Consider the following 23,438-nt stretch of genomic DNA (forward strand, 5'->3'; position numbering starts at 1 on the left):
ATTCCGCATCAGGTTCCCGACGCGGTGATGAGCATCCGGCCGGTGGCCGTATCCACCGTGAACCAGCGGCTCTCGGAGGTGACGGTCCCGTTCTTCAGGGTATAGGTGAGCGTCGCGACCGCCCGCCCGGGACCGCTCTGCGTCACCCCGCCGACCCGCACCGACGACACCGTCGACCAGAAATTCGAGTACTGCGCGTAGCCGCCGGTCTGGGACTGGTACGACGGTGCCAGCTCGGCCCAGGCGCCGCTGGTGTTACCGGGGAGCATGCCGTAGTAGCCGGAGATGAAGCCCGCGACGTCGGCCGGCTGGGCAGGTCCGTAGGGAGCGCTGGTTCCGGGCGGGGCCGTCCGGGACGCACCGGGCGCCGGGGCGCCGCTCGGCGCCGGGGGCGGGGTCTGTCCGCTGGGCACGGGACTGCCGAGCGATGCGCTGCCACCCGCACCGTTGGACGAGGATCCGCCGGGCGCATCCGGGGTCGCGGCGCCGGGCGGTGCGAAGGCGGTCGCCGAGGGCTGCTCCGGCGCCGAGGTGGTGCCGTTCCCCGCCGCCGCGGTGTGGTTGTCATCGGACCCGGACGTCGCCACCAATCCGATGATCACCGCGACGACGAGAACGGCGGCAGCGGCTGCCGCCCAGATCCGCCGGTCGCGCAGCGGGCCCGGCTTCGGTTGCGGCGCGGGCGTTTTCGCGGTGGACCCGCCTGCGGCGGGGGTGGCAGCGGCCGTGGTCTTCTCGGGAGTCGACAGCACCGTGGTCGCGGCGGCGTCGACGCCCGGTTGCGGGAGCACCTTGGTGGCCGCGGGGACCAACGCGGCCGATCGGCCGTCGGCGACGGCCTCGAGCGCCTGTTGCGCTTCCCGCATGGTGGGCCGGTCGGCGCCGTCGGCGGCCAGCAGGCTCATCAACACCGGCCCCAGCGATCCGGCGCGCTTCGGCTCGGGCACCTTGGCACTGACCACCGAATGCAGCACCGCGAGCGGATTGTCGCCCTCACCGAACGGCGGCGCGCCCTCGACCGCGGCATACAGCGTCGAGCCCAGCGCGAACACGTCGGACGACGGTTCCGGATCCTCACCGCGCGCGATCTCCGGCGACAGATAGGCCGGGGTGCCGGCCAGGAATCCGGTCGAGGTGACCGTGACGTCGCCGACGGCGCGCGAGATGCCGAAGTCGGTGATCTTCACCGTCCCGTTGTCGGCGACGAGGATGTTCGCGGGCTTCACGTCCCGATGCACGATGCCGGCGTCGTGCGCGGCCGCGAGCGCCGCGGCGACCTTCGCCCCGATCCGGGCCACTTCACGCGGTTCGAGCGGGCCTTTGTCGCGCATCAGCGCCGCGAGGCTCTGCGCGTCGACGTACTCCATGACCAGCCAGGGCTGGCCGTCCTCCTCCGCGACGTCGAAGACGGTGACCGCGTTCTGGTGGTGCAGCCGTGCCGCGATGCGTCCCTCCCGCATGGCGCGCATCTTCGCTTCGAGCGCCTGCGCCTTGGTCAGCCCGGGCGCCAGCAGCAGCTGCTTGACCGCGACGGTGCGCCGCAGCCGGACGTCACTGGCGCGCCACACCACGCCCATGGCTCCGCTGCCGATGGGATCGGCCAGTCGGTACCGCCCGGCGATCAGCCGATCTGAAGTCATGGTGTCGAACCCCTCCTGCGCTCACACGCCGAGCACCCCACCACTATGTGTGACGCACGGAAACGTTAAAAGTTTACGCGTTGAAGTACTTGGCTTCCGGATGCAGCAGAACGAAGGCGTCGGTCGACTGTTCCGGATGCAGCTGCAACTCCTCCGACAGCGATACACCGATCCGGTCCGCCTCGAGCAACGACACCAGTTTCGCGCGGTCCTCGAGTTCGGGGCAGGCGCCGTAACCGAAGGAGTAGCGTGCGCCACGGTAGCCGAGTTTGAAGTAATCCGTCACCTCGGCGGGGTCCTCGTCGGCAACCGAATGCCCTTCCAGCACAAGCTCTTCCCGGATCCGGCGATGCCAGTATTCGGCCAGCGCCTCGGTGAGCTGCACCCCGATGCCGTGCACCTCGAGGTAGTCGCGGTAGTTGTTCGCCGCGAACAGTTCGTTGGCGAAGTCGGCGATCGGCTGCCCCATCGTGACCAGCTGGAAAGGCAGGACGTCGACCTGGCCGCGCTCGGTGGCCAGCTTCCGCGAGCGCACGAAGTCGGCGATGCACAGGAACCGGTCGCGCTGCTGACGCGGGAAGGTGAACCGATACCGTTGCGGCGCAGCGGGATCCGGTTCGGTGAGAACGATCACGTCGTCGCCCTCGGACACGGCGGGGAAGTAGCCGTAGACCACCGCCGCGTGCTGCAGCACCCCCTCGGTGGACAACCGGTCGAGCCAGTAGCGCAGCCGCGGACGGCCGTCGGATTCGACCAGATCCTCGTAGCTCGGCCCCTCATCGCCGCGCTGTCCACGCAGACCCCACTGGCCCAGGAACAACGCGCGCTCATCGAGCAGGCCCGAGTATTCGCCCACCGCAAGGCCTTTGATCACGCGGGTGCCCCAGAACGGCGGCACCGGGACCGGCAGGTCGGCGGCCACGTCCGAGCGCTCGGGCACCTCGACGGCCACCTCCTTGGCGCGCCGCTCGGCCGCGATGCGCTTGGACCGCTCGTGGCGGGCCTTGCGCTCGGCGGCCTTGGCGCGTTCGGCCTCGGCCTCGGGGCTGTCCGGATCGACCGCGCCGCCGCGCTTGCGGGTCATGATGTCGTCCATCAGGCGCAGGCCCTCGAACGCGTCGCGGGCATAGTGCACATCGCCGGCGTAGACGTCGGTGAGATCGTTCTCGACGTAGGAGCGGGTCAGCGCGGCGCCGCCCAGCAGCACCGGGAACTGGTCGGCGACCCCGCGGGTGTTCATCTCCTCGAGGTTCTCCTTCATCACCACCGTCGACTTGACCAGCAGGCCGGACATGCCGATCACATCGGCCTTCTTGTCGGTCGCCGCGTCCAGAATCGCCGAAATCGGTTGTTTGATACCGAGATTGACGACCTCGTAGCCGTTGTTGGACAGGATGATGTCGACCAGGTTCTTGCCGATGTCGTGCACATCGCCCTTGACCGTCGCCAGCACGATGCGGCCCTTGCCCGAGTCGTCGGTGGCCTCCATATGCGGTTCCAGGTGCGCCACCGCGGTCTTCATGACCTCTGCGGACTGCAGCACGAACGGCAACTGCATCTGCCCCGAACCGAACAGCTCACCGACGGTCTTCATCCCCGCGAGCAGGGTTTCGTTGATGATCTGCAGCGGCGGCACTTCCCGCATCGCCGCATCCAGATCGTCCTCGAGGCCGTTGCGGTCGCCGTCGACGATGCGCCGCTCCAGGCGTTCGAACAGCGGCAGCGCGGCCAGCTCGTCGGCGCGCGAGGCCTTCGCCGAGGCCGCCGAGACGCCCTCGAACATGGCCATCAGCGTCTGCAGCGGGTCGTAACCCTCGCGGCGGCGGTCGTAGATCAGATCCAGCGCCGCGGTGCGCTGGTCCTCCGGGATCCGGCTCATCGGCAGGATCTTGGAGGCGTGCACGATCGCCGAATCCAGGCCGGCCTCCACGCATTCGTGCATGAACACCGAGTTCAGCACCTGCCGGGCGGCCGGGTTGAGGCCGAAGGAGATGTTCGACAGGCCGAGGGTGGTCTGCACCTGCGGGTGCCGGCGTTTGAGCTCGCGGATGCCCTCGATGGTCTCGATGCCGTCGCGACGCGATTCCTCCTGCCCGGTACCCAGGGTGAAGGTCAGGCAGTCGACGATGATGTCGCTCTCCGCCAGTCCCCAGTTGCCGGTGATGTCGGCGATCAGCCGCTCGGCGATCTCCACCTTGTGCTCCGCCGTGCGGGCCTGACCGTTCTCGTCGATGGTCAGCGCCACCACGGCCGCGCCGTGCTCGGCGACCAGGCGCATGATCTGCTGGAAGCGCGAATCGGGCCCGGCGCCGTCCTCGTAGTTCACCGAGTTGACCGCGCACCGCCCGCCCAGACGTTCCAGACCGGCCTGCAGCACCGGCGGCTCCGTGGAGTCGAGCATGATCGGCAGCGTCGAGGCGGTGGCGAGCCGGCCCGCCAGCTCCGCCATGTCGAGGCTGCCGTCGCGGCCGACGTAGTCGACACACAGATCCAGCATGTGCGCGCCGTCGCGGGTCTGATCCTTGGCGATGTCGAGGCATTTCTGCCAGTCGCCGGCCAGCATCGCCTCACGGAAGGCCTTGGAGCCGTTGGCGTTGGTGCGCTCGCCGATCATCATGATCGAGGCGTCCTGTTCGAACGGCACCGAGGTGTACATCGAGGACACACTCGGCTCGTGCTCCGGATTGCGCTGGGCCGGAGCCGCATTCGCGACCGCGTCGGCGACCTCGCGGATGTGCTGCGGGGTGGTGCCACAGCAGCCGCCGACCAGCGCGAGGCCGAATTCGGTGACGAAGCCGTGCAGCGCGCTCGCCAATTCGCCCGGGGTGAGCGGATATTCGGCGCCGTTGGCCCCCAGCACCGGCAGCCCCGCATTCGGCATCACCGACACCGGCAGCTGGGCATGCTTGGACAGATGGCGCAGATGTTCGCTCATCTCGTCCGGGCCGGTGGCGCAATTGAGACCGATCATGTCGACACCGAGCGGTTCGATCGCGGTCAGCGCCGCGCCGATCTCACTGCCGACCAGCATGGTGCCGGTGGTCTCGACCGTGACGTGGGTGATGATCGGAATGCGCCGCCCGGCCCGTTCCATCGCCCGGCGGCTGCCGGTGACCGCGGCCTTCACCTGCAACAGGTCCTGGCAGGTCTCGATCAGGATGGCATCCGCGCCGCCGTCGAGCATGCCCAGCGCGGCCTCGGTGTAGGCATCGCGCAGCGCGACGTAGGGAGCGTGGCCCAGGGTGGGCAGTTTGGTGCCGGGACCCATCGATCCCAGCACGTAGCGGGGCGTGCCGTCGCCGGACGGGCCCATCTCGTCGGCCACCTCGCGGGCGAGCCGGGTGCCGCGCTCGGACAGATCGCGGATCCGGTCGGCGATGTCGTAGTCGGCCAGGTTGGGCAGATTGCAGCCGAAGGTGTTGGTCTCGACCGCGTCGGCCCCGGCCTCGTAATAGGCGCGGTGGATGCCGCGCAGCACGTCCGGGCGGGTCTCGTTCAGGATCTCGTTGCATCCCTCGAGGCCGCGGAAGTCGTCGAGCGTCAGGTCCGCGGCCTGCAACATGGTGCCCATCGCACCGTCGCCGATCACGACACGCCGGGCAAGCGTGTCGAGCAACGTGGTATCGAACTCGGCGCGGGAGGACACAGACATGTACCCCAGAGTAGTGGGCGGCCCCGACAATCCTGACCACCGGACCGGCGGCCCGCGCCACATCGCCCTCGACACGCGGTATCCCGCAATATGCGGTGAACGACACCGCCGCCACGCCGTAGGCTGACCGGGTGAACCCCAGTGCCTCATCCGATCCGGCAATGCCGACGTTGCGTGATCCGGTTCTCGTCGCCGCCTTCGAAGGCTGGAACGACGCGGCCGACGCCGCCAGCGGCGCCGTCGAACATCTGGAACTGATCTGGGACGCCGAACCGCTGGCCGAACTGGATTCCGAAGACTACTACGACTACCAGGTCAACCGGCCGACCGTCCGCCAGGTCGACGGCGTGACCCGCGAGATCCAGTGGCCCTCGACCACCCTGTCGGTGTGCTCGCCTCCCGGTAGCGAGCGCGACATCGTGTTGCTGCACGGCATCGAGCCGAATATGCGCTGGCGAGCGTTCTGCTCCGACATCATCGATCTGATCGAGCAATTGCAGGTGACGACGGTGGTGATCCTGGGAGCACTGCTCGCGGACACCCCGCACACCCGGCCGGTCCCGGTCACCGGCACCGCCTACAGCAAGGAAGCGGCCGAACAGTTCAGCCTGGAACAAACGCGATACGAGGGACCGACCGGCATCACCGGCGTGCTACAGGACGCGTGCGTACGAGCGGGCGTGCCGGCCATCTCGTTCTGGGCGGCGGTTCCCCACTACGTCTCCCAGCCGCCGAATCCGAAGGCGACCATCGCGCTGCTGCGCCGGGTCGAAGACGTGCTCGATCTCGAGGTGCGGCTGGGCGAGCTGCCCGCGCAGGCCGAGGACTGGGAGTCCGCGGTCGACGAGATGACCGAGGGTGACGAAGAGGTCACCGAATACGTGCGGTCGCTGGAGGAGCGCGGCGACGCCGCGGTCGACCTCGACGACGCGATGGCCAAGATCGACGGCGACGCGATCGCCGCGGAATTCGAGAAGTATCTGCGCCGGCGAGGCGGCGGCAAGGGCGGTTTCGGCCTGTAACCGGTGGCGGCGCCGGACACTCGGCCGGCGGGCGGGTCCCGCGGACGCGTGTCCGGCGACCGGCCGCACACGGTCAGGTCTCGATGGTCAGCACCTGGGCTTCGGCGTCGTGGGCCAGCTTCGCGATCAGCACGTCGCGCGGAATGGTCTGGCCCGCAAGATGATCGAGCGACGGAACCACCACATGGTGTGCTTCGGCCCGCTTGAGCTCGGCCGTGAGCTCGGCGAACGCGGTGCCGTCACCCTGGGTCGATTCATGGAACGTCGCGGCGAAGCAGAGGCCGACTTCGCTGGCCAGGGTGCACATCGCATCCTCCAGCTCGGCGGCGTGACCGTCGGCCAAGTCGTCACGCACGTATCCATAGATCAACGCTTCCACCCGAACCTCCGTTTGGATGTGTAAGGGACTCGCTGTTCTGTTGTGGATCACCTGCTAGTGGATCACCTGCTGTGGACGGGAAAACCGCCCGAATCGAGCATCCGTCATCTGCAAATGCAATTGCAGATGTCAATGACGGACAACCGCGTGCCCTATCGGGTCCACCGGCGTTAACTGGTGGGATACTACAGACGTGGCCGTGAGTGACGATCGACCCGTCTGGGCTGTCAGGATGCGCTCCGAACGAGACGCGCGGGGGTGGTCCCAAGCGGATGCCGTCCGCGCGATGCGCGCGAAGTCATCCCACAACCTGCCGACAGACAGTACCCTCCTACGCAATTGGCGCCGTTGGGAATCGGGCGAGTCGCGCCCCGACGATTTCTACGCGCCGATCATCGCCGCGGCATTCGACACCGTCACCGCTGCGTTTTTCCCCAAGGCGCGCCCGAATCGGGACGACGAACTTTTGTCGTCAACGGGAATGGACACGCTCGAGTTCATCGGCCGGCTGCGGATGTCCGACATCTCTTCGGCCACACTGGATGCCATTCGCATCACCGCCGAGCGGCTGTGCTGCGAATATCCCTTCGCCGACCCGCACGAACTGCATACGGAGGGCACCGCGTGGCTGCGGCGCATCACCTCACTGCTGGACGGGCGGCTGACCCTGGCTCAGCATCGCGAGGTGCTGGTCCTCGCCGGCTGGGTGGCGTTGCTGGTCGGATGTGTCGACTACGACCTGGGCCGGCGCACCGCCGCGGAGGCGACCCGCCGCGCGGCGCTGTCGCTGGGCCAGGAGGCCGAACATCCCGAAATCGTCGGGTGGGGTGCGGAAATGGCGGCGTGGTTCGCCATCACCCAGGGCAATTATCGTGGCGCGATCGAGGTGGCCGAGTCCGCCCTCGACAATTGCCGCGGCATGGGTGTCGGCGTGCAGCTGGCCGCGCAGCAGGCCAAGGCATGGGCGCGCATCGGCGATCGCGAGGCGATGGAACGCGCGCTCGAGCGCGGCCGAGATATCCTGCGGCAATTGAACAATCCGGCAAATCTGGACAACCACTTCGTGGTCGACGCGCAGAAATTCGATTTCTACGCCATGGATTGCTGCCGGGTCGCCGGTGACGATCGCCCGGCGGAAGCCTATGCCCGCCAGGTGATCCGCAGTGCCACGGGCCCCGACGGTTCGGTCCGTCAGCCGATGCGCGTCTCCGAGGCACAGCTGACCCTGGCCGTAGTGGCGGTCCGCGATCGCGATCTGGAACTCGCCGTCGACGAGGCGATGCGCGCGTTCGAGGGCAAACGCCGCTCGCTGCCGTCGCTGCTGTGGATCGCGGGCGAGGCGGCGCGGGAGATGATCGAACGCTATCCGTCCGATCCACGCACCCGCACCTATCTCGAGCAGTTGCGGGTGCTGTCGATGAGCTGAGCGGATTGCGTTGCGCCGCTGAATTGCGTGACGCCCCCGGGGTTGTACCCTGCGACGAATGGACTTCAGTCTGCGCAGCTGCTCGTGGCACGGGCACGCTACCTACGCCCCCGACGAAGCGGAACTCGCTGCGCGCCTGCATGTTTCGACCGCCGCCGGCGAGGCCTGGCGGTGTCTGCGCTGCGGGAATTTCGTCATCGGCGAGCCGCGCGGGCGCGGTCCCGCCGATGCGGCGCCCGAGGTGCCGCGTGGGCGGCTGCTGCGCGATCGGCTGATCATGCGACTGCTGGCCGCCGAGCGCGTGGTGCGCGGACTGGTGTTCGTGGTGCTCGCCGCCGGGGTGTTCAAGGTGCGCAATTCGCAGGAGCAGTTGCATGCCGCCTTCGATCGGGAGCTGCCGCTGATCCGCCCGCTCGCCGACCAGATCGGCTGGAATCCCGACAATTCCAAGATCGTCGCCTTCATCGAGAAGGGCTGGACGCTCTCGCCGACCGTGCTCACCTGGATCGCGGTGGGGTTGCTGGCATATGCCGCCATCGAATTCGTGGAGGCCGTGGGCCTGTGGTATGTGCAGCGCTGGGGTGAGTATTTCGCGGTGATCGCCACCTCGCTGTTCCTGCCGCTGGAAATCTACGAACTCACCGAGCGCATCACCGTCGTCCGCGCCGGCGCCCTGGTGATCAACGTCGCCGCGGTGCTCTGGTTGCTGTGGTCGAAGCGGTTGTTCGGCCTCAACGGCGGCGGCGCGGCCTACCACCGCGAGCACAGTGAGGAGAGCCTGCTGACCGTGGAACGCTCGGCGGTCGCCACCGACGCGGGGTGACGGCACGCCGAGGCCCGGGTGCGCCGCCGCGGCGCACGGGCAGGTATTACGCTCGTGCCGGTGACCGAGTCCGCTGACCGATTGCTGCCCGCCGAACCCGCACTGTTCGACGGCGTCTCCCCCACCCGGGGTGAGACCGTGATCGAGCGCGCGGACCGGCTGCGGTTGTTCTCCTTCGCCACCGCCGACAAACGCAACGACTATCTCTGGGTGCTACGCGCATTCGACCACGCCCGCGCCGCCTATGTGGTGCTGCTGCACGCCTCCGATGTGGCCGACACCCTGGCTCGGATGCCGGACGCCCCGCATCCCACCGCCACCGAGATCGGTCCGCTGCTCGAGCAGTTGCACACCTGGGGTGTGCTGGAACGCAGTTACGACGGCACCCGCGCGGCGACCCTCGCCGAATATCGCAACCGGCACTACGTCTATCAGTTCTCGCAGGCCGGCTTTCAGGCGTATCGAGCGGTGAACGAGGTATTGGGCGCGCGCCTGGACGAGGCCTCGCTCTCGCGGCTGGTGCTTCCGGAACTGCTGGCCGATCTGCAGGCGCTGGCGCAGGCCAATCGCGACGGTGACGCCGAACGGGTGTATCGGATCCTGAAGCGGCTCGACACCGCGCTGTCCGAATTGGCCGACCACGCGGCGCATTTCTACCTCACCCTCGGCGATCTGGTCCGCACGACCGAGGCCACACCGGAAGCCTTTCTGGCACACAAGGATGCGCTGCTGGCGCATATGCGCGAATTCAGTATGGATCTGGCCCGCTACGCGCCCCGGCTGGCGGCCGCGATCGCCGAGGTCGACGACACCGGCGCCGAGTCGCTGATCAGCCGGGCCGCGTCCTGTGACGAGCGGGTGTTGCTGGACCTCGCGGCGCGCGAGGCCGATTGGCGGGCCCGCTGGCAGGGGCTGCGCGGATGGTTCGTCGCGGTCCGCGATCGCAGTGCGCCCGACCCCGGCGCCGAATCCGCCCCGGCGACCGAGGCCGAACGGTTGCGGGAGGCGACCATGAGCGCGATCGCCGCGGTGCTGTCGCTGCTGCGCCGCGTGACCGAAACGCGCAAGGGCGGGGTGAGCCGGGAGTCGGCGCTGCGGCATCTGGCCGGCTGGTTCGCCGCCGCGCCCACCACCGACAGCGCGCACGCTCTGTTCGACGTGGTGTTCGGATTGGGCAAACCGCGGCATCTGTCGATGGAACATCCGGACTCCGACATCATCCCCGCGCACCGATCCTGGTGGGAGGCAGCGCCGCTGGAGATCGCGCGCACGCTGGCCGAAACCGGCCGCCAGCCCACTCCGGGCGCGCCCGCGCGGCTGGTGCGCAACGATGCCGGGGTGCGGCGGCTGCGCCAGGCCCAGCTGGAGACGCAGCGGGCCCGCGCGGCGGCCGCGATGTCGCTGGCCGCCGCCGATGTGCACGACCGGGTGCTCGACGAACGCGAGACCGAGGTCCTGCTGCGACTGCTCGACGCCGCCTCCACCGCATGGGTGCCGGTGAGCGGCCGGGTGAGCACAACCGGCTCCGACAGCGGCGTCACGCTGACGGTCCGCGAACATCCCGGCTCCACGGTGGTGCGCACCGCCCAGGGTCTGCTGTATCTGGATCATCGACGGCTCGAGGTGCGCGAGAATTCCCGCGCCCGTACCGCCTCCGGGCGGTCGTGATGCACGCGAAAACCATCGATCCGCTGGCATTGGACAACTACCAGCGCGCCGCACGGGTCCTGCTTGCCAATCATCTGGTGACGCGCACCTTTCCGGATCGCATTGCGCTGCCGCTGATTCGGCGCTGGGCCACCGAACTGCGCGAGGACATGGCCGAACTGCTCGGCTACCGGCTCGAGGTGACCGAGACCACGGCGCGGCTGTTCCCGATCCCGGACCGGCTCGACACCGGCCGGCCCGCCCGCACCCCCGGCGATCGCGTCTTCGACCGTCGCCGCTACGCGTATCTGTCGCTCGCGCTGGCCGCCCTCGGTCGCGCCGGTGATCAGATCACGCTGTCGGAGTTGGCCGATCAGGTCGCCGCCTACGCGGTGCGGGTGGAGGGACTGGAACTGTCGACCGAACGGGCCGCCGACCGGGATGCGTTCGTGGACGCGGTGGCATGGCTGGCCGCCCGCGGCGCGTTGACCCTCGCCGACGGCGACGCCGGTGGCTGGGCCGCCGACCCGGAAGCGGGTGAGGCGCTCTACGACATCGACCGCTCGGTGGTGTTCGCGATCTTCCGGCCGCCGCGCGCATTGCAGCATCTGCACAGTGTGCGCACCCTGCTGGCCGACGACACCGATTCCGTCGCAACGACTTCCGTGCCGTCGCGGGCCGCGGCCGCGCGCCGGGTGCGGCGGGCGCTGATCGAACTTCCGGTCGTCTACACCGAAACCCTCGGTGCGGCAGAACAATCCGCGCTGGGCAGCGAGAAGATCGTGGCGGAGGTGGAGTTGCTCACCGGGCTGCGCGTCGAGCGCCGCGGTGAGGGAGTGGCCCTGATCGACACCTCCGGCCGGTTCTCCGACGTACGCTTCCCCAGCACCGGAACGCTCGCGCAGGTGGCGCTGCTGCTGATCGGCGAGATCGCCGACCGGGTCCTCGACATCGACGATCCGCTACCCCGGCAACCGCGCCCGCCCGCCGCCACCGGCACGGCCGACGGACTCGATGCCGCCATTCCGGCGGCGACCGTCTTCGCGCCGCTGGTCACGGCGCCGCAGGAACCCGTCGACGCGGAGGATCCGGCCGACGACGAGGAAAGTCCCGAGCCGGTCACCCATCCGTTCGTCGACGACGAGTGGATTCGCGCGACGGTGCACGCGCTCACCGAGCGGTACGGTTCGACCTTCGCCGCCCAATGGCAGGCCGATGTGGGTGGGCTCACCACCGAGGTGGTCGGTCTGCTGACGCGGTTGTCCCTCGTGGAGACGGTCGAAGGCGGCGTTCTGGCCCTGCCCGCGCTCGCCCGCTACCGGGGCGCGGTGGTCACCGTGCGCACGCGCGCCGAATCCGAATTGTTCGCCTCGGCACGATCGCTGGGCGCGCACGCCACCGGAGAACCGGCGGCCGCGGCGGGATCCAGCATTCCAGGAAAGGGGACGGAGTAACCCATGGACCTCATTCACGGTGGTGTCCGCTTCATTCCCACCCGCGCCGGGATCGTCAACCTGTGGGACTACCGGGATCAGGAATTCTGCTTCGCGGACGGACGGCTGGTGCTGCGCGGCCCGAACGGCTCCGGTAAGACCAAGGCGCTGGAGGTGTTGTTCCCCTTCGTCTTCGACGGCCGCATCGAGCCGCGCCGGTTGAATCCGTTCGCCGGTGAAGAGCGCACGATGAAGTCGAATCTGCTCTACCGCAAACAAGATTCGGCCTACTCCTACGTCTGGATGGAATTCGCGCGCGGGCGCTGGTCGGAGCCCGAGGTGGTGACCGTCGGCATCGGTATGCGCGCCACCCGGTCCTCGGACAAGGTGACGCGGTGGTATTTCGTCGCCGACGGCCGGGTGGGCGTGGACTTCTCGCTGATCGGTCCCGACGATCGGCCCTTCACCCGCAAACAGCTGGCCGAGCAGATCGGCACCGACGCGATCGTGGACCGGCCCGTCGACTATCGCGCCGCAATCGACGCGCGCATGTTCGGTCTCGGTGTGCAGCGCTACGACCAGCTGATCAATCTGATTCTGACCCTGCGCCGCCCGCAGCTGGCCAAGAACCTCGATCCGCGCGGACTGTCGCAGGCGCTGACCGACGGTCTGCGCCCGCTCGACGATCAGCTGATCCTCGACGCCGCCCGCTCGTTCAGCGATATGGAGGAGGTCGGCCGCACGCTCGAGGGGTTGGTCGCCGCCGATTCCGCCACCCGCGCCTTCGTCGACGTCTATCGCAAATACCTTGCGGTGCAGGCGAAGTCGGATGTGGATCAGGTGCGCTCCCGGTTGGACGCGGTGACCCACGGCAGCACGGCGCTGTTCGCGGCCGCGGCACTGCGGCAGCGTCGCGAGGCCGAGCGCACCGCGGCCGAGCATCGCGGCGAGGAGGCCGATCGCGCCTACGAGCAGGCCCTCACCGATCGGGAGACGCTGCAGCGGTCCAGCGCCTACGAGGGTAAGCAGCAGCTCGACGATCTGGCCGATGCGGTGCGGCGGCTGGAGACCTCGGCGGCGGTCCACCGCGACAAGGCGACCAAGGCCCAGCAGGCGGCCGATCAGCGCGGCGACGAATACGAACGCGCCACCGCCGCGGTCACCACCGCCGCCGCGGCCCTGGCCCGCGGTGAGGACGAACTGCGCGCGGCGGCCGAGGAAGCCGGAATCGCCTGGGCCGCGCTGCCGGAACAGGCCCGCACCGAACAGCTCACCACCACCGTGCGCAGCCACGCCGAGGAACGCGACGCCGATGTGCGCGCGGTGCGCCAGGCGATGACGGTGGCCGATGCCGCCGCGGCCGACCGCACCCGCGCGGAACGAGCCGTGGAACGCGCGAGCCGCCATCGCGATACCGCCACCGCCGAACTGGCCGAGGCGGAGGCCGCGGTGGCGCTGGCGCGCGCGAATACCGCCGCCTCCCTACGCGATTGGTGGGACACCTACCGCGACCTGCACTCCCCCGCGGCCGCCGGAGTGTTCGAGGCGCTCGACGCGGCACTCGCCGAGGCCGGCGGTGACGATGCGCCGCCGCTGCCGCAGGTGCTGGCCGAGCACACTGAATCGCTCACCGAAACGCTGCGGGACCGCCGCCGCCAGGCCCGCGCGGCCGCGGATCAGGCGCGCGACCGCGCCGCGGCGCTGCGTGCCGAACAGCAGCGGGTCGGGGCCGAACAGGACGACGCGCCCCCGGCGCCGCAGAGCCGCACTGATTCCCGGGCGATGCGTGCCGGTGCGCCGCTGTGGCGGCTGGTGCGCTTCGCCGACGACGTCGACGCCGAGCGCGCCGCCGGGATCGAGGCCGCTCTGCAGGCCGCGGGTCTGCTCGACGCCTGGGTCGGAGCCAAGGACGAAGCGCCGCAGACTGATTCGGATATCTTCCTGACCCCGCTCCCGCCCGCCGCACGGCCCGACGGCCCCACGCTCGCGCGGGTGCTGGTCGTCGAGGACGGTGTCGGCGACGATTCCGATGGGCCGATCGCCGCGATCTCGCGCACCCGTCTCGCCGACATCCTGGCCTCGATCGCACTGAGCGACAACGACTCCCATGCCTCTGAGAATTCGGTCGCCGTCGGCGGCGACGGTGGCTTCCGGCAGGGCGTGCAGCTCGGCCGCCACCACAAACCGCAGGCGGAATTCATCGGCGCCACCGCCCGGGCCCGGCGCCGGGAACGGCGCCTGGCCGATCTGGCCGAGGAGATCGCCGCCACCGAACAGGCCGAGCAGAGTGCCCGCGCGGACGCCGACGAGGCCTCCGGCGAGTTGGCCCGGCTGGCGGCCGCCGCGAAGGAATTGCCGCGCAGCAGTGCGGTGATCGCGGCGCTGCGTTCGGTCTCGGAGGCGGCGGGTGTGCTGCGCTCGCATACCGAGGCGGCGGCGCAGGCCGAACACGATCTGGACCAGGCCGTCTCGGCGTTCACCGCGGCCGACAAGAAGGTGCGCGCGGTCGCCGCCGCCCGCAACGCACCGCGCGACCCCGCGGAACTGGACGCGCTCGCCGCGGCGGTCCGCCATTTCGAGAACACCGGCACCGCCCTGCTGCGGCTACGCGGCGACCAGCAGCGTGAGGCCGAGCGTGCCCGCGAGGCGAACGACCGGCTCGCCGAATCCCGGGATCTGGCCGAGGCTTTCGCCGAGGAGGCCGAGGCCGCCCGTGCCGGATACGAGGAGCAGCTGCGCAAACTCGAGACACTGCGCGAGGCGTTGGGCGCCGACGCCGCCGATATCGACCGCGAACTCGAGCAGGCCCGCGAGCGCATCGACGCCGCCCGCGCCGAACAGCGCGCCGCCCGCAAGGCCGCCGCCGAGGCGATCGAAGCGGTCGGATCGGCCGAGGGCGCCTATCGCGCGGCCCACGAGTCGCTCGGCACGGCGCTGACCGAATTGCTCGCCGACGTCCGTCACCTCGCCCCCTACGCGCGGCCCGATCTGCTGTCGCTGCTGGGCGCGCCCACCGAGAGCCGGTGGCCGAGTTCACCGGCGGCCTGGTCGACCGCCGATCAGCTGCTCTATCGCATCGAATCCGGCGGGCCGGAGAGTGAGACCGCCGTCCTGCCCGTCGAGGTGCAGGAGTTGTTCGACAACCTCTGCGCCGCCACGGCTTCCGTGCGCGCCGGGGAGTCCGCCCGCAAGTCGACCCGCAGTGCGGTGACCGCGGCGCTGCAGGAATTCGACGCCGCACTGGCCTCCGCTCGCCAGGACTACCGTCTGCAGTGGGATGCCGCCGACGGCCTGACCGTGGTGCAGGTGCACGACGACAACGGGATGGCGGCCCTGGCCGATTTCGCCGACCGCATCGCCGCGGCCCGCGCGGATCAGGAACTGCTGCTGACCGATGCCGAACGGCGCATCCTCGAGGACGCGCTGCTGACCGGCCTCGCGCAGCAGATTCACGAACGCACCTGCGACGCCCGCGATCTCATCGCCCGGATGGGCGCGGAGATGAAGCAGCGGCGTATGTCCTCGGGTAACACCATCGGTGTGCACTGGGTGCTGGCCGACAATCTGTCGGAGTCGGCGCGCGCGGTGTGCAAGCTGCTCGACCGGGCGGCTGCCGATCTGGGTCCCGGCGAATTGGCCACGGTGCGTGCGCATTTCGCCGCCGAGATCCGCGCCGCGCGGGCGGCGCATCCGGAACGGTCCTATCCGGAGATCCTGGCCACCACCCTGGACTACCGCGCGTGGCGGGTGTTCTCGTTCACCCTGGTGACCGCCGACGGCTCCGAGGATCGGCTCACCGTGGCGCGGCACAGCGCGCTCTCGGGTGGCGAACAGTCGGTGTCGCTGCACCTTCCGCTGTTCGCCGCCGCACACGTGATGCTGGACTCGGCCGATCCGCAGGCGCCGCGACTGCTCGCGCTGGACGAGGCGTTCGCCGGCGTCGACGACAACGGTCGCAGCGAATTGCTCGGCCTGTCGGTCGATTTCGATCTGGACCTGTTCATGACCGGCTACGACCTGTGGATCACCTACGATCACGTGCCCGCGTGCGCGCATTACGATCTCGCGCATTCGGCGGCCGAGAACACCGTCAGCGCGACGCTGCTGGTGTGGGATTCCTCGGCGCTGCTGGCCGAACACGACGGCTCCGATCTGACCACCGCCCTGGGGTCCCCCAACCGGCGGCGCACCCCGCACACCGTCGAGGGCGGCATCACCTTCGACGAGGCGCTGGAACCGACAAGCTGAGCGTAACCCGTTGCGCGCCGGGCACATTCGCACCCGGCGGACGCTCAGCGGTCGCCGAAGGTGACCGAAAGTGAATCCCGGTCGCCGGGTGCGACCACGACGGTCATCGGCGGATCGGGAATCGGCCGGTCGGAGGCGGCGTAGCCGACCCAGCCGGTGCCGACGAAGACCGCGATGAGCAGTGCGGTCGGCAGTTCCGGCAGCAGCCATCCGCACGGGATCGAGGCCAGACCGGTTTCGGGGATCAGCTGGACCGTGGGTATCTCCGGACTGGTCTCGCTGTGCACCGCATTGCCACGTATCGCACCGCTCCGCCGTACCGGAACCCGCCCTCGCACCCGAACCTCCATCGCTTCGAGCGTCCCGGCCCGTCCGCCGGGAAACCGCCAGACATTTACAGTGCCCCATCCGCGAGTGCGCCACACCGGTATTGGACAGGACAATCGGCGTGTCTCCGAAAGTTTGCTGAATACCGGTTGGTAGCTATCCGATTCGCGAGTTTCGCGCTATCGGTGCGAACGAACGCCGGCGTCGGGCCATCGGGGCGGGCAGGCGCCGCCGGGGAACGTCTGGAGCTCGAAGTGCCACCACTCGTTGTCGAACGTCCGGCACAACCCCCACTGACTTCCGTTGTCCTGCAACCACTGTGCGCCCTGTTGCGGGCCGACGTCGATCGCCTTTCCGGTCACGTGCGTGGATTCGTCCGGCGGCAGCACCCACCGCCGCGCGGCGTCGGGGCCGCCGTAGGTGGCGATGCCCTGCTCCCACAGCTGTTCCTGCTCGTCGCGGGTGCGGTGCCCGGAGACGATCTCGAGCGGCACGCCCTGCTGATGGGCCTGGCGTTCGGCCATCGTGTAGGCGGCGGCCAGCAGCGGATCCAGTCCATCGGTGCCGGCGGCGAATGCGGTGTGGGTGGGTTCGGCCAGACCCGGTCCCGCCGCCCCGGCCAGAGCGACACCGACCACCACGGCAGTACCAGCAAGTCCTCGCAGCATGAAAACGATCCTAACCAGCGCCGATCCGCACATCGCGCAACCGGGCCCCGGCCCACCGTCGCGACCGCGAGCCGCCGGGCACACCCAGCGCCTGACATTCCGGGCGGCTGCGTCGTCGGAAGGATGTACCAGTTTTCAGCCATCCAGGAGTTCCGGAAATGACCAGAATCGGCATCATCCTCGGCAGTACCCGTCCCAACCGCAACGGGCCGCAGGTCGCCAACTGGGTTCTGGACTCGGCATCGCAGCGCGACGACGCCGAGTTCGAACTGATCGATCTGCGCGACCATCCGCTCCCGCATCTGGACGAGGCCGTGCCGCCGATGTTCGGCCCGTCGGTCCATGCGCACACCCGTGCCTGGGCCGAGCGAATCGCCCCGTTCGACGGCTTCGTGATCGTGACCCCGGAGTACAACGGCGGCGTCCCCGGAGTGCTGAAGAACGCCCTCGACCACCTGTTCGCGGAGTGGACCGACAAAGCGGTCGGGTTCGTCTCCTACGGTGCGGGCGGCGGCACGCGCGCCGTGGTTCAGCTGCGGACCGTGTGCAGCACGCTGGGTATGGCCGATGTGGGCCATTCGGTCGCGATTTCGGTGCTCACCGATTTCGAGAACCACACGACCTTCACTCCGCGCGACCACCACGGCGTCGCATTGCACAAGACGCTGGATCAACTCATCGCCTGGAGCGGCGCGCTCGCGCCGCTGCGCGCCGACACCACTCTCGTCAACTCCTGAGGAGCCGAACATGACCGTATCCAACGACTTTCCGTCCCGCGCCGACCGCATCGCGGCCGACGAAGCCGAGATCCGCCGGCAGATCGGCCGGGTGATCGACGGACTGCGCGCCAAGGATCTCGAGGCGGTGCGGCAGGCGTACGCGCCCGACGTGGTGTCCTTCGATGTCGAGCCGCCACTCCAGCACGTCGGTATCGCGGCGAAACTCGACAACTGGGCCAAGGTGTTCCTGTTCTTCGAGGACGTGAACTACGAGATTCGCGACCTGACGTTCACCGTGGGCGAGGACGTGGCATTCGGGCACGCGTTCGCGCGACTGCACGGCACGATGAAGAACGGGGTGGCCAACAGCGGTATGTGGGTCCGTGTCACCTACGGAATGCGAAAGATCGACGGCACGTGGCTGATCGCACACGATCAGGTGTCGGTACCTTTCGTCATCGCAAGCGGCACAGGCGTCGTCGATCTCGAACCCTGAGGTGTCAGCCGGATGAGACGGCTTCCTCGTAGGCGCGCAGTGTCGTGATGACCAGGGCCCGCTGCTCCGCGGTCAGCGGGCCCAGCGCGGCGCGCCACCCCCGATCCGCACCGCCGAGCCAGTCCGCCACCGCGGTTCGGTGCGCGTCGGCGATCGCGACGAGGGTGCGCCGCCGGTCGTTGTCGTCGGGGCGGCGTTCCAGGACGCCTTGCCGGCTGAGATCGCCGATCATCAGGCTCACGGTGGTCGGCGCCACCTCCAGTCGCCTCGCCAGTTCGTTGACCGTGATCGGCCCGTCGAACAGCACGTACGTCAACAACGACAGGTGGCGCGGGGCCAGATCGAACGATCGCAGCGCCTCGGGCACCGGCAGGCGTTTCGCGCGACCGACCAGTCGCGGCATCAGCAGCACCATCGCCCGGACACTCTCGTCCAGGGACAACCCGTCGTTCTCCGTTGACATACCTCTCTCCCTCAAATATCTTTGCTTTCAAAGCTAAATTGCCGAACAGGCCCATCGTCCCACGTGGACGAGCAGCCACCCCCTTTCCCGCAGGAGAAACGATGACCGATCCCACCGCCCGCCTCCGCGCACTGACCATCGGATTGCATCCACGAGCGCTGGACTACAGTCGTTTTCCCGATCTGAACGAGGAGCAACTCACAGCCCGGGTCGACGCCGCCAACGCCGCCCTTCGGGACACCGAATTCGACATCACACCGTGCCTGGTCTCCGCCTCACCCGACGAGGCCGAGGCCGAGCTCCGCGCAGTGCTGGCGAACCGATCGTTCGACCTCGTCATGGTGGGCGGGGCGGTGCGAGCCGTCCCCGAGCACACCCTGCTGTTCGAACGCGTCATCAATCTCGTCGCCGAGGCAGCGCCGGGAATCCGGTTCTGCTTCAACACCTCACCCGAAACCACTCTCGACGCCCTCCGCAGAGCGGCCGCATTCGCCTGAATCCGCGGTCCGCGAGACCGCGGTGACCGTCACAGGCAGTCGTAGACGGCGGTGACCAGGTCGTAGGCGCGCCGGTCACCGGCGAGCCAGTCGCGGCGCAGATTCGGAACGAAGGCGATCGCGACCCGGTTGTCGACATCGCCCATACCGATCGAGCCGCCCGCGCCGGGATGCCCGAACGCGGTGGGGGCCGCGGTATCCGGCAGCACGAAATTCTGCGACGGCAGCATGTATCCCCAGCCGAGCGCCGTCTCGAGTCGCAGCACCGCGTCCACCCCGCGCACCCGCTCCCGCGTGGCCTCCGCGAGGACCGCCCGCGGCAGCAGCGTTCCCGCGACGAGGTCGCGATAGAAGCCGGCGAGGGCGCGGGCGGTGACCACCAGACCGGATGCCGGCCACCCACCCGCCAGCACCTCTGAATTGTTGTACGCGGCAGCCGGATTGGACGAGGATCGCATCAGCAGCGAATCCGGATCGCGATAGGCCTCCACCAGACGGGCCGCGCCAGCCGCATCGATGGGCCCACTGTCGTCCGTCCATGCCATCTCGGCAGCGGGCGGGCGGGCCAGGCGCGCCGCCTGCGCAGCCTCCTCGGCGGAGACACCGATGCGCAGATCCGCGCCGAAGTGGCCGCGCACATACTCGCCGACCGTCGAATGCGTGTGGCGGCGAACGAATTCGCCCACGAGCCAGCCGAAAGTCAGTGCGTGATAACCATGTTCGCCACCCGGCCGCCAGATCGGGCGCTGCGCTGCGAGAGTACGCGCCATCAGTTCCGGATCGGCGGCCTCGGCCACCGTGATCGGCCGCTCGAAGACGGGCAGCCCGGCCCGATGGGTCAGCATGTCGGTGAGTGTCGTGGATTCCTTACCGGCGACGGCGTATTCGGGCCACCACCGCGCTACCGGCTCATCCGGGTCGACGCCGACGTCCTGCGCGACCGCGAGGGCCGCCGTCGCGGTGAGCGCTTTCGTGCACGAGAAGACCACGCAGGCCGTGTCCCGCTCCCACGATCGCCCGGTGCGTTCGTCCGCGACGCCGCCCCACAGATCCACCACCGGACGCCCGTCCACGCACACCGCCACCGAGGCGCCCAGATCACGCCCCTCGGCCAGGTTGGCGGCGAACACCTCCCGGACCGCCTCGAAGGCCGGATCCGCCCATCCCCGCACGTCGGTCATGCCGAAATTAGAACACGTTACAGAGAACCGTGGCCGATGTTCGCCACCGCACCTCGGCGCGCCGGGCGAATTGCGCGGCGGCGTGTCGCCCTGCCGTGGGTCCGAATCACCCGATAGCGTGCGAAGCGGTCGTGTGTTCTCTCGACCCGAGGACGAGGAGGCAGTCATGGCTCTTCCGCTGACCGCGAACGCTCTGGTGCCGCTGGCCGCCGCGCTGGGGGCGAGCGCGCTGGTCGCAGTCGCCTCCCTGGCGCCGGGACGGACGCGAAGGATCGCCGCGCAGGCCGACGAGGTGACCCGGCTGCGCCTGGTGCGCCAAGGCGGGGTCGCACCCGGCGGCCGGCACCGCGCGAAACGGTCCCGGTGGGGTGCGGTCACATCGACGTTTCGCTGACCGGTGACCGAGCCCGCCCGCCGCACCGTTCGTCACCCGCTGCCGCGCCCCCCTCGCGACGTCGTCGCAGTACGGATCACGAATCGAGCCATTCTTCGATCGCGTCGAGTTCCGCGGCACAGAAGACCTCTTCCCCGCTCTCTCTGTCGAGCAGTTTCCATTCCGGTTGCGGACGGACGCTGCGGAGGAGAACGTAGCCGGTGGTTTCGGCGCGCGCGGTGAGCTCGCGAACTCGTTCCGACATCGAATCTGCTTGCGCTGCTGCTGTATTCGTCTCGCGGTCACTCATCGTCTTCGCTCCTGACGGTGTTCCGGCGGGTGGAATCGGGCCGAATCCGGCCGGCCGCGACCAGCGCGGCGAAGGCCTCACGTTTGCGTGGGCAGTCGTGATCGCGATGGATCTGCATCCAGTGGTGGGCCTCGGCCGTAGTGAAGGATCGGGCGGGCGGGGCGCAGCTCCAGTCCGTGAGCCGCGTGATCGGCGGCCCGGGGTTCGCGCCGTTCGATCGCTCGACGCGCCCGGTACGCGGAGGATCATCGCTCGGCCAGAAACATCCGACGGCGAGCAGCACGACGCCGCACCCCGACAGCACCGTGACGACGCTCGACAGGACGTTCCAGGTTCCCATCGCTCACCGTTCACGAATGACGTTCGGGTGCATGCTATTCGCCAGTTCGGTCAACCCGGCGAGCACCTGCTGGAAAGTCTCGACAGGCACGGCGTTCTGACGGGACAAACCGGAAACGCCACTGCCGACCGGGAATTCGACCCCGCGCCGATGCGCGCGCTCGCGCGGGCTCAACCGCGTCGGCTCGATCCGCCGGAGATGCACCAGGGTCCGATAGGCCACCTGTCTCCACGCGCACTGTTCGATTCGGCAGCATCGGTGCTGCTGCATCAGATCGTGAGCCAGTTCGACCGGCGACAGATCGCAGATATCCGGTAGCGCGAGGAGAGCATCCTCGTCGATCGGCGAGTACGGCACTGGTTGCATCTCCTTCGATAATGTTGGGCTGGAAGGCAATTCACGACCGGCGCTCGCCGGGCCGTACCGACTCGGCTATCATGGGCGGTAGCCGTGGCACAGGGGGCGCACTCCACCTGTAGCCGCACTAGCGATTCGTCAGGTTCCTCTGTTTGTGCCGACCGCAGGAGCGGTCATGGTCTCGCGTCGGTCGTGGTCGCAGCACCAGAACACCATCGACCGGCCTGGTCCGCGCGCGCGACATGAAATCCCGCCGGAAGTGCCGCAAAGCGCCAGGACGGATTACAGGAATCCAGAGGCACCATTTCACTTCGGAATGAACAGAAAAGGGGGCATTCGATGGCCGAACGCGGGGAACCGCTGTCTCTGCCGAAACGCCAGCTCGGCTACTACCTCAGGCAGGCCCGGGAGGAGACCGGCATGAGCCTGGCCGAGGCCGCGGCACATATCGGACGCTCGGCACCGACGTTGATGCGGATCGAAAAGGGGCTCACCCAGAAGCTGTCGGTTCCCGAGATCGAGGCGTACTGCCGACTGTACGACTTCGATCAGGAGAAGATCGAAGCGATGAAAGGACTTGCTCAGCAGGCCAATACACAGAACTGGTGGCACGAATACGACGATCTGATTCCGGCCGGCTTCGACATCTACGTGGGGTTGGAGACCGCCGCACAGGAGATTGCCACGTACCAGCCCGAACTGATCCCCGGCCTACTTCAAACCCCCGACTATGCCCGGTGCTTTCGCGAAACGCATTGCCGAACGGCACGGATGACGCGATCGAACGGCATGTCCAACTCAAAATTCGACGGCAACTCCTCATCACTCGCAAGGTCAGGCCAGTCGGATTGCAACTCATCGTTCATGAGGCGGCTCTTCGTCGCGTCGTCGGAAGCGGCAAAGTGATGAGTTCCCAGGTGCGCTACCTGGCAGATATAAGTACACGCGCGAATATCGACATTCGGGTCGTTCCGTTTACCGCCGGCATCCCGTTGGGCGATCAAGTCGGCGCCTTTGTCATGCTGCGTTTCGGCGATGCCGCACACAGTGTTGTATACGTCGAGACCTTCACAGGCGACCTGTATTTGGAAAAACCCGCTACCGTCCGCCGGTACGCTGATGCTTACGAAGTCATGCGGTTTGCCGCTCTCGACGCGGCCGCCAGCAGGGCAGCGTTGCGACAGGTAGCGAAGGAGCATGCACGATGAACATCGACCTATCCCGGGCGCAGTGGTTCAAAAGCAGCCGGAGCAGCGGCACACGGGAGTGCGTCGAGGTCGCATTCCTCGACGGCGGCGCGGTCGGCGTCCGCGACTCCAAGAACCCAAGTGGCCCAGCCCTCGTGTTCACCCCCGCTGAGTGGGACGCCTTCACCAGCAGCGTGCACAACGGCGGATTCGCACCAGCACAGGCTTAGTCGACCAGCGCAGCGAGGCG

General features: G+C 68.7%; 23 protein-coding genes. 13 read left to right on the forward strand and 10 right to left on the reverse strand.

What is annotated here, in order from left to right:
* Positions 1–8: 8 nt before the first annotated feature.
* Together NK1_RS16540 and metH are read right to left on the reverse strand one after the other, a co-directional pair.
* The gene (locus NK1_RS16540) at positions 9–1,640 is read right to left on the reverse strand and encodes a serine/threonine-protein kinase (protein ID WP_063009630.1); all 1,632 of its coding nucleotides are present in this window, start codon (positions 1,638–1,640) and stop codon (positions 9–11) included.
* Between the two features lie 73 nt (positions 1,641–1,713).
* Positions 1,714–5,292: a methionine synthase gene (gene metH / locus NK1_RS16545; RefSeq protein ID WP_063009632.1), complete on the reverse strand. Its 3,579-nt coding sequence runs from the start codon at positions 5,290–5,292 to the stop codon at positions 1,714–1,716.
* Between the two features lie 161 nt (positions 5,293–5,453).
* Here metH and NK1_RS16550 point away from each other — a divergent pair, with 161 nt between their 5' ends.
* The gene (locus tag NK1_RS16550) at positions 5,454–6,314 is read left to right on the forward strand and encodes a PAC2 family protein (protein WP_245660595.1); all 861 of its coding nucleotides are present in this window, start codon (positions 5,454–5,456) and stop codon (positions 6,312–6,314) included.
* A gap of 73 nt (positions 6,315–6,387) precedes the next feature.
* On the opposite strand, the gene NK1_RS16555 is transcribed toward NK1_RS16550, so the two are convergent.
* Positions 6,388–6,693: a hypothetical protein gene (locus NK1_RS16555; RefSeq protein ID WP_062965122.1), complete on the reverse strand. Its 306-nt coding sequence runs from the start codon at positions 6,691–6,693 to the stop codon at positions 6,388–6,390.
* 481 nt (positions 6,694–7,174) lie between these two features.
* Between NK1_RS16555 and NK1_RS16560 the strand changes: the two genes are divergently transcribed.
* The 5 genes from NK1_RS16560 (at position 7,175) to NK1_RS16580 (ending at position 16,270) form a co-directional block, all read left to right on the forward strand.
* Complete coding sequence (locus tag NK1_RS16560) at positions 7,175–8,119, forward strand: NsdA family TPR-like regulatory protein (protein ID WP_245660588.1); 945 nt, start codon at positions 7,175–7,177, stop codon at positions 8,117–8,119.
* A 58-nt stretch (positions 8,120–8,177) separates the two neighbouring features.
* Positions 8,178–8,942 carry a DUF2127 domain-containing protein gene (locus NK1_RS16565; RefSeq protein ID WP_063009636.1) on the forward strand — a complete coding sequence of 255 codons (765 nt, stop codon included), beginning with the start codon at positions 8,178–8,180 and terminating at the stop codon, positions 8,940–8,942.
* A gap of 159 nt (positions 8,943–9,101) precedes the next feature.
* Positions 9,102–10,610, forward strand: coding sequence for a TIGR02677 family protein (locus NK1_RS16570; RefSeq protein WP_063009799.1), 1,509 nt, complete (start codon positions 9,102–9,104; stop codon positions 10,608–10,610).
* Positions 10,610–12,043 (forward strand): TIGR02678 family protein, encoded by a 1,434-nt coding sequence (locus tag NK1_RS16575; RefSeq protein WP_063009638.1) that lies wholly within the window; start codon positions 10,610–10,612, stop codon positions 12,041–12,043. The genes NK1_RS16570 and NK1_RS16575 overlap by 1 nt, the downstream gene beginning before the upstream one ends.
* Before the next feature lie 3 nt (positions 12,044–12,046).
* On the forward strand, positions 12,047–16,270 hold the full coding sequence (locus NK1_RS16580; protein ID WP_063009640.1) for a TIGR02680 family protein: 4,224 nt from the start codon (positions 12,047–12,049) through the stop codon (positions 16,268–16,270).
* 44 nt (positions 16,271–16,314) lie between these two features.
* Here the strand turns inward: NK1_RS16580 and NK1_RS16585 are convergent, their stop codons facing one another.
* On the reverse strand, positions 16,315–16,557 hold the full coding sequence (locus NK1_RS16585; RefSeq protein WP_063009642.1) for a hypothetical protein: 243 nt from the start codon (positions 16,555–16,557) through the stop codon (positions 16,315–16,317).
* Positions 16,558–16,776: 219 nt separating this feature from the next.
* Positions 16,777–17,265, reverse strand: a complete 489-nt coding sequence (locus tag NK1_RS16590; RefSeq protein ID WP_084461061.1) for a M15 family metallopeptidase — start codon at positions 17,263–17,265, stop codon at positions 16,777–16,779.
* Positions 17,266–17,423: 158 nt separating this feature from the next.
* Here NK1_RS16590 and NK1_RS16595 point away from each other — a divergent pair, with 158 nt between their 5' ends.
* Positions 17,424–18,002, forward strand: coding sequence for an NADPH-dependent FMN reductase (locus NK1_RS16595; RefSeq protein ID WP_063009644.1), 579 nt, complete (start codon positions 17,424–17,426; stop codon positions 18,000–18,002).
* Positions 18,003–18,012: 10 nt separating this feature from the next.
* The gene (locus tag NK1_RS16600) at positions 18,013–18,480 is read left to right on the forward strand and encodes a YybH family protein (RefSeq protein WP_063009646.1); all 468 of its coding nucleotides are present in this window, start codon (positions 18,013–18,015) and stop codon (positions 18,478–18,480) included.
* A 4-nt stretch (positions 18,481–18,484) separates the two neighbouring features.
* On the opposite strand, the gene NK1_RS16605 is transcribed toward NK1_RS16600, so the two are convergent.
* A complete protein-coding gene (locus NK1_RS16605) occupies positions 18,485–18,943 on the reverse strand; it encodes a MarR family transcriptional regulator (protein WP_084461063.1) in 459 nt (152 codons plus the stop codon).
* Between the two features lie 101 nt (positions 18,944–19,044).
* On the opposite strand from NK1_RS16605, the gene NK1_RS16610 reads away from it, so the two are divergent.
* Positions 19,045–19,440, forward strand: a complete 396-nt coding sequence (locus NK1_RS16610) for a hypothetical protein (RefSeq protein ID WP_063009648.1) — start codon at positions 19,045–19,047, stop codon at positions 19,438–19,440.
* A gap of 29 nt (positions 19,441–19,469) precedes the next feature.
* On the opposite strand, the gene NK1_RS16615 is transcribed toward NK1_RS16610, so the two are convergent.
* The gene (locus NK1_RS16615; RefSeq protein WP_063009649.1) at positions 19,470–20,621 is read right to left on the reverse strand and encodes a serine hydrolase domain-containing protein; all 1,152 of its coding nucleotides are present in this window, start codon (positions 20,619–20,621) and stop codon (positions 19,470–19,472) included.
* Positions 20,622–20,787: 166 nt separating this feature from the next.
* On the opposite strand from NK1_RS16615, the gene NK1_RS16620 reads away from it, so the two are divergent.
* A complete protein-coding gene (locus tag NK1_RS16620; RefSeq protein ID WP_063009651.1) occupies positions 20,788–21,015 on the forward strand; it encodes a hypothetical protein in 228 nt (75 codons plus the stop codon).
* Positions 21,016–21,091: 76 nt separating this feature from the next.
* Here the strand turns inward: NK1_RS16620 and NK1_RS34570 are convergent, their stop codons facing one another.
* From NK1_RS34570 to NK1_RS34575, 3 genes are read right to left on the reverse strand one after another with little or no spacing between them, the layout of a single operon-like run.
* Positions 21,092–21,259 carry a hypothetical protein gene (locus NK1_RS34570; protein WP_157104308.1) on the reverse strand — a complete coding sequence of 56 codons (168 nt, stop codon included), beginning with the start codon at positions 21,257–21,259 and terminating at the stop codon, positions 21,092–21,094.
* Positions 21,260–21,296: 37 nt separating this feature from the next.
* Positions 21,297–21,587 (reverse strand): hypothetical protein, encoded by a 291-nt coding sequence (locus NK1_RS16625; RefSeq protein ID WP_157104309.1) that lies wholly within the window; start codon positions 21,585–21,587, stop codon positions 21,297–21,299.
* A gap of 60 nt (positions 21,588–21,647) precedes the next feature.
* Positions 21,648–21,866 (reverse strand): hypothetical protein, encoded by a 219-nt coding sequence (locus tag NK1_RS34575; RefSeq protein ID WP_157104310.1) that lies wholly within the window; start codon positions 21,864–21,866, stop codon positions 21,648–21,650.
* Between the two features lie 474 nt (positions 21,867–22,340).
* Between NK1_RS34575 and NK1_RS36230 the strand changes: the two genes are divergently transcribed.
* From NK1_RS36230 to NK1_RS16640, 3 genes are read left to right on the forward strand one after another with little or no spacing between them, the layout of a single operon-like run.
* Positions 22,341–22,907, forward strand: coding sequence for a helix-turn-helix domain-containing protein (locus NK1_RS36230; RefSeq protein ID WP_369689818.1), 567 nt, complete (start codon positions 22,341–22,343; stop codon positions 22,905–22,907).
* Positions 22,805–23,209 carry a DUF5753 domain-containing protein gene (locus tag NK1_RS36235; RefSeq protein WP_369689820.1) on the forward strand — a complete coding sequence of 135 codons (405 nt, stop codon included), beginning with the start codon at positions 22,805–22,807 and terminating at the stop codon, positions 23,207–23,209. The genes NK1_RS36230 and NK1_RS36235 overlap by 103 nt, the downstream gene beginning before the upstream one ends.
* Positions 23,206–23,418 (forward strand): DUF397 domain-containing protein, encoded by a 213-nt coding sequence (locus NK1_RS16640; protein ID WP_063009658.1) that lies wholly within the window; start codon positions 23,206–23,208, stop codon positions 23,416–23,418. The genes NK1_RS36235 and NK1_RS16640 overlap by 4 nt, the downstream gene beginning before the upstream one ends.
* Positions 23,419–23,438: the final 20 nt, after the last annotated feature.

Source organism: Nocardia kruczakiae NBRC 101016, assembly GCF_001612965.1.
GTDB classification, from domain to species: Bacteria; Actinomycetota; Actinomycetes; order Mycobacteriales; family Mycobacteriaceae; genus Nocardia; species Nocardia kruczakiae.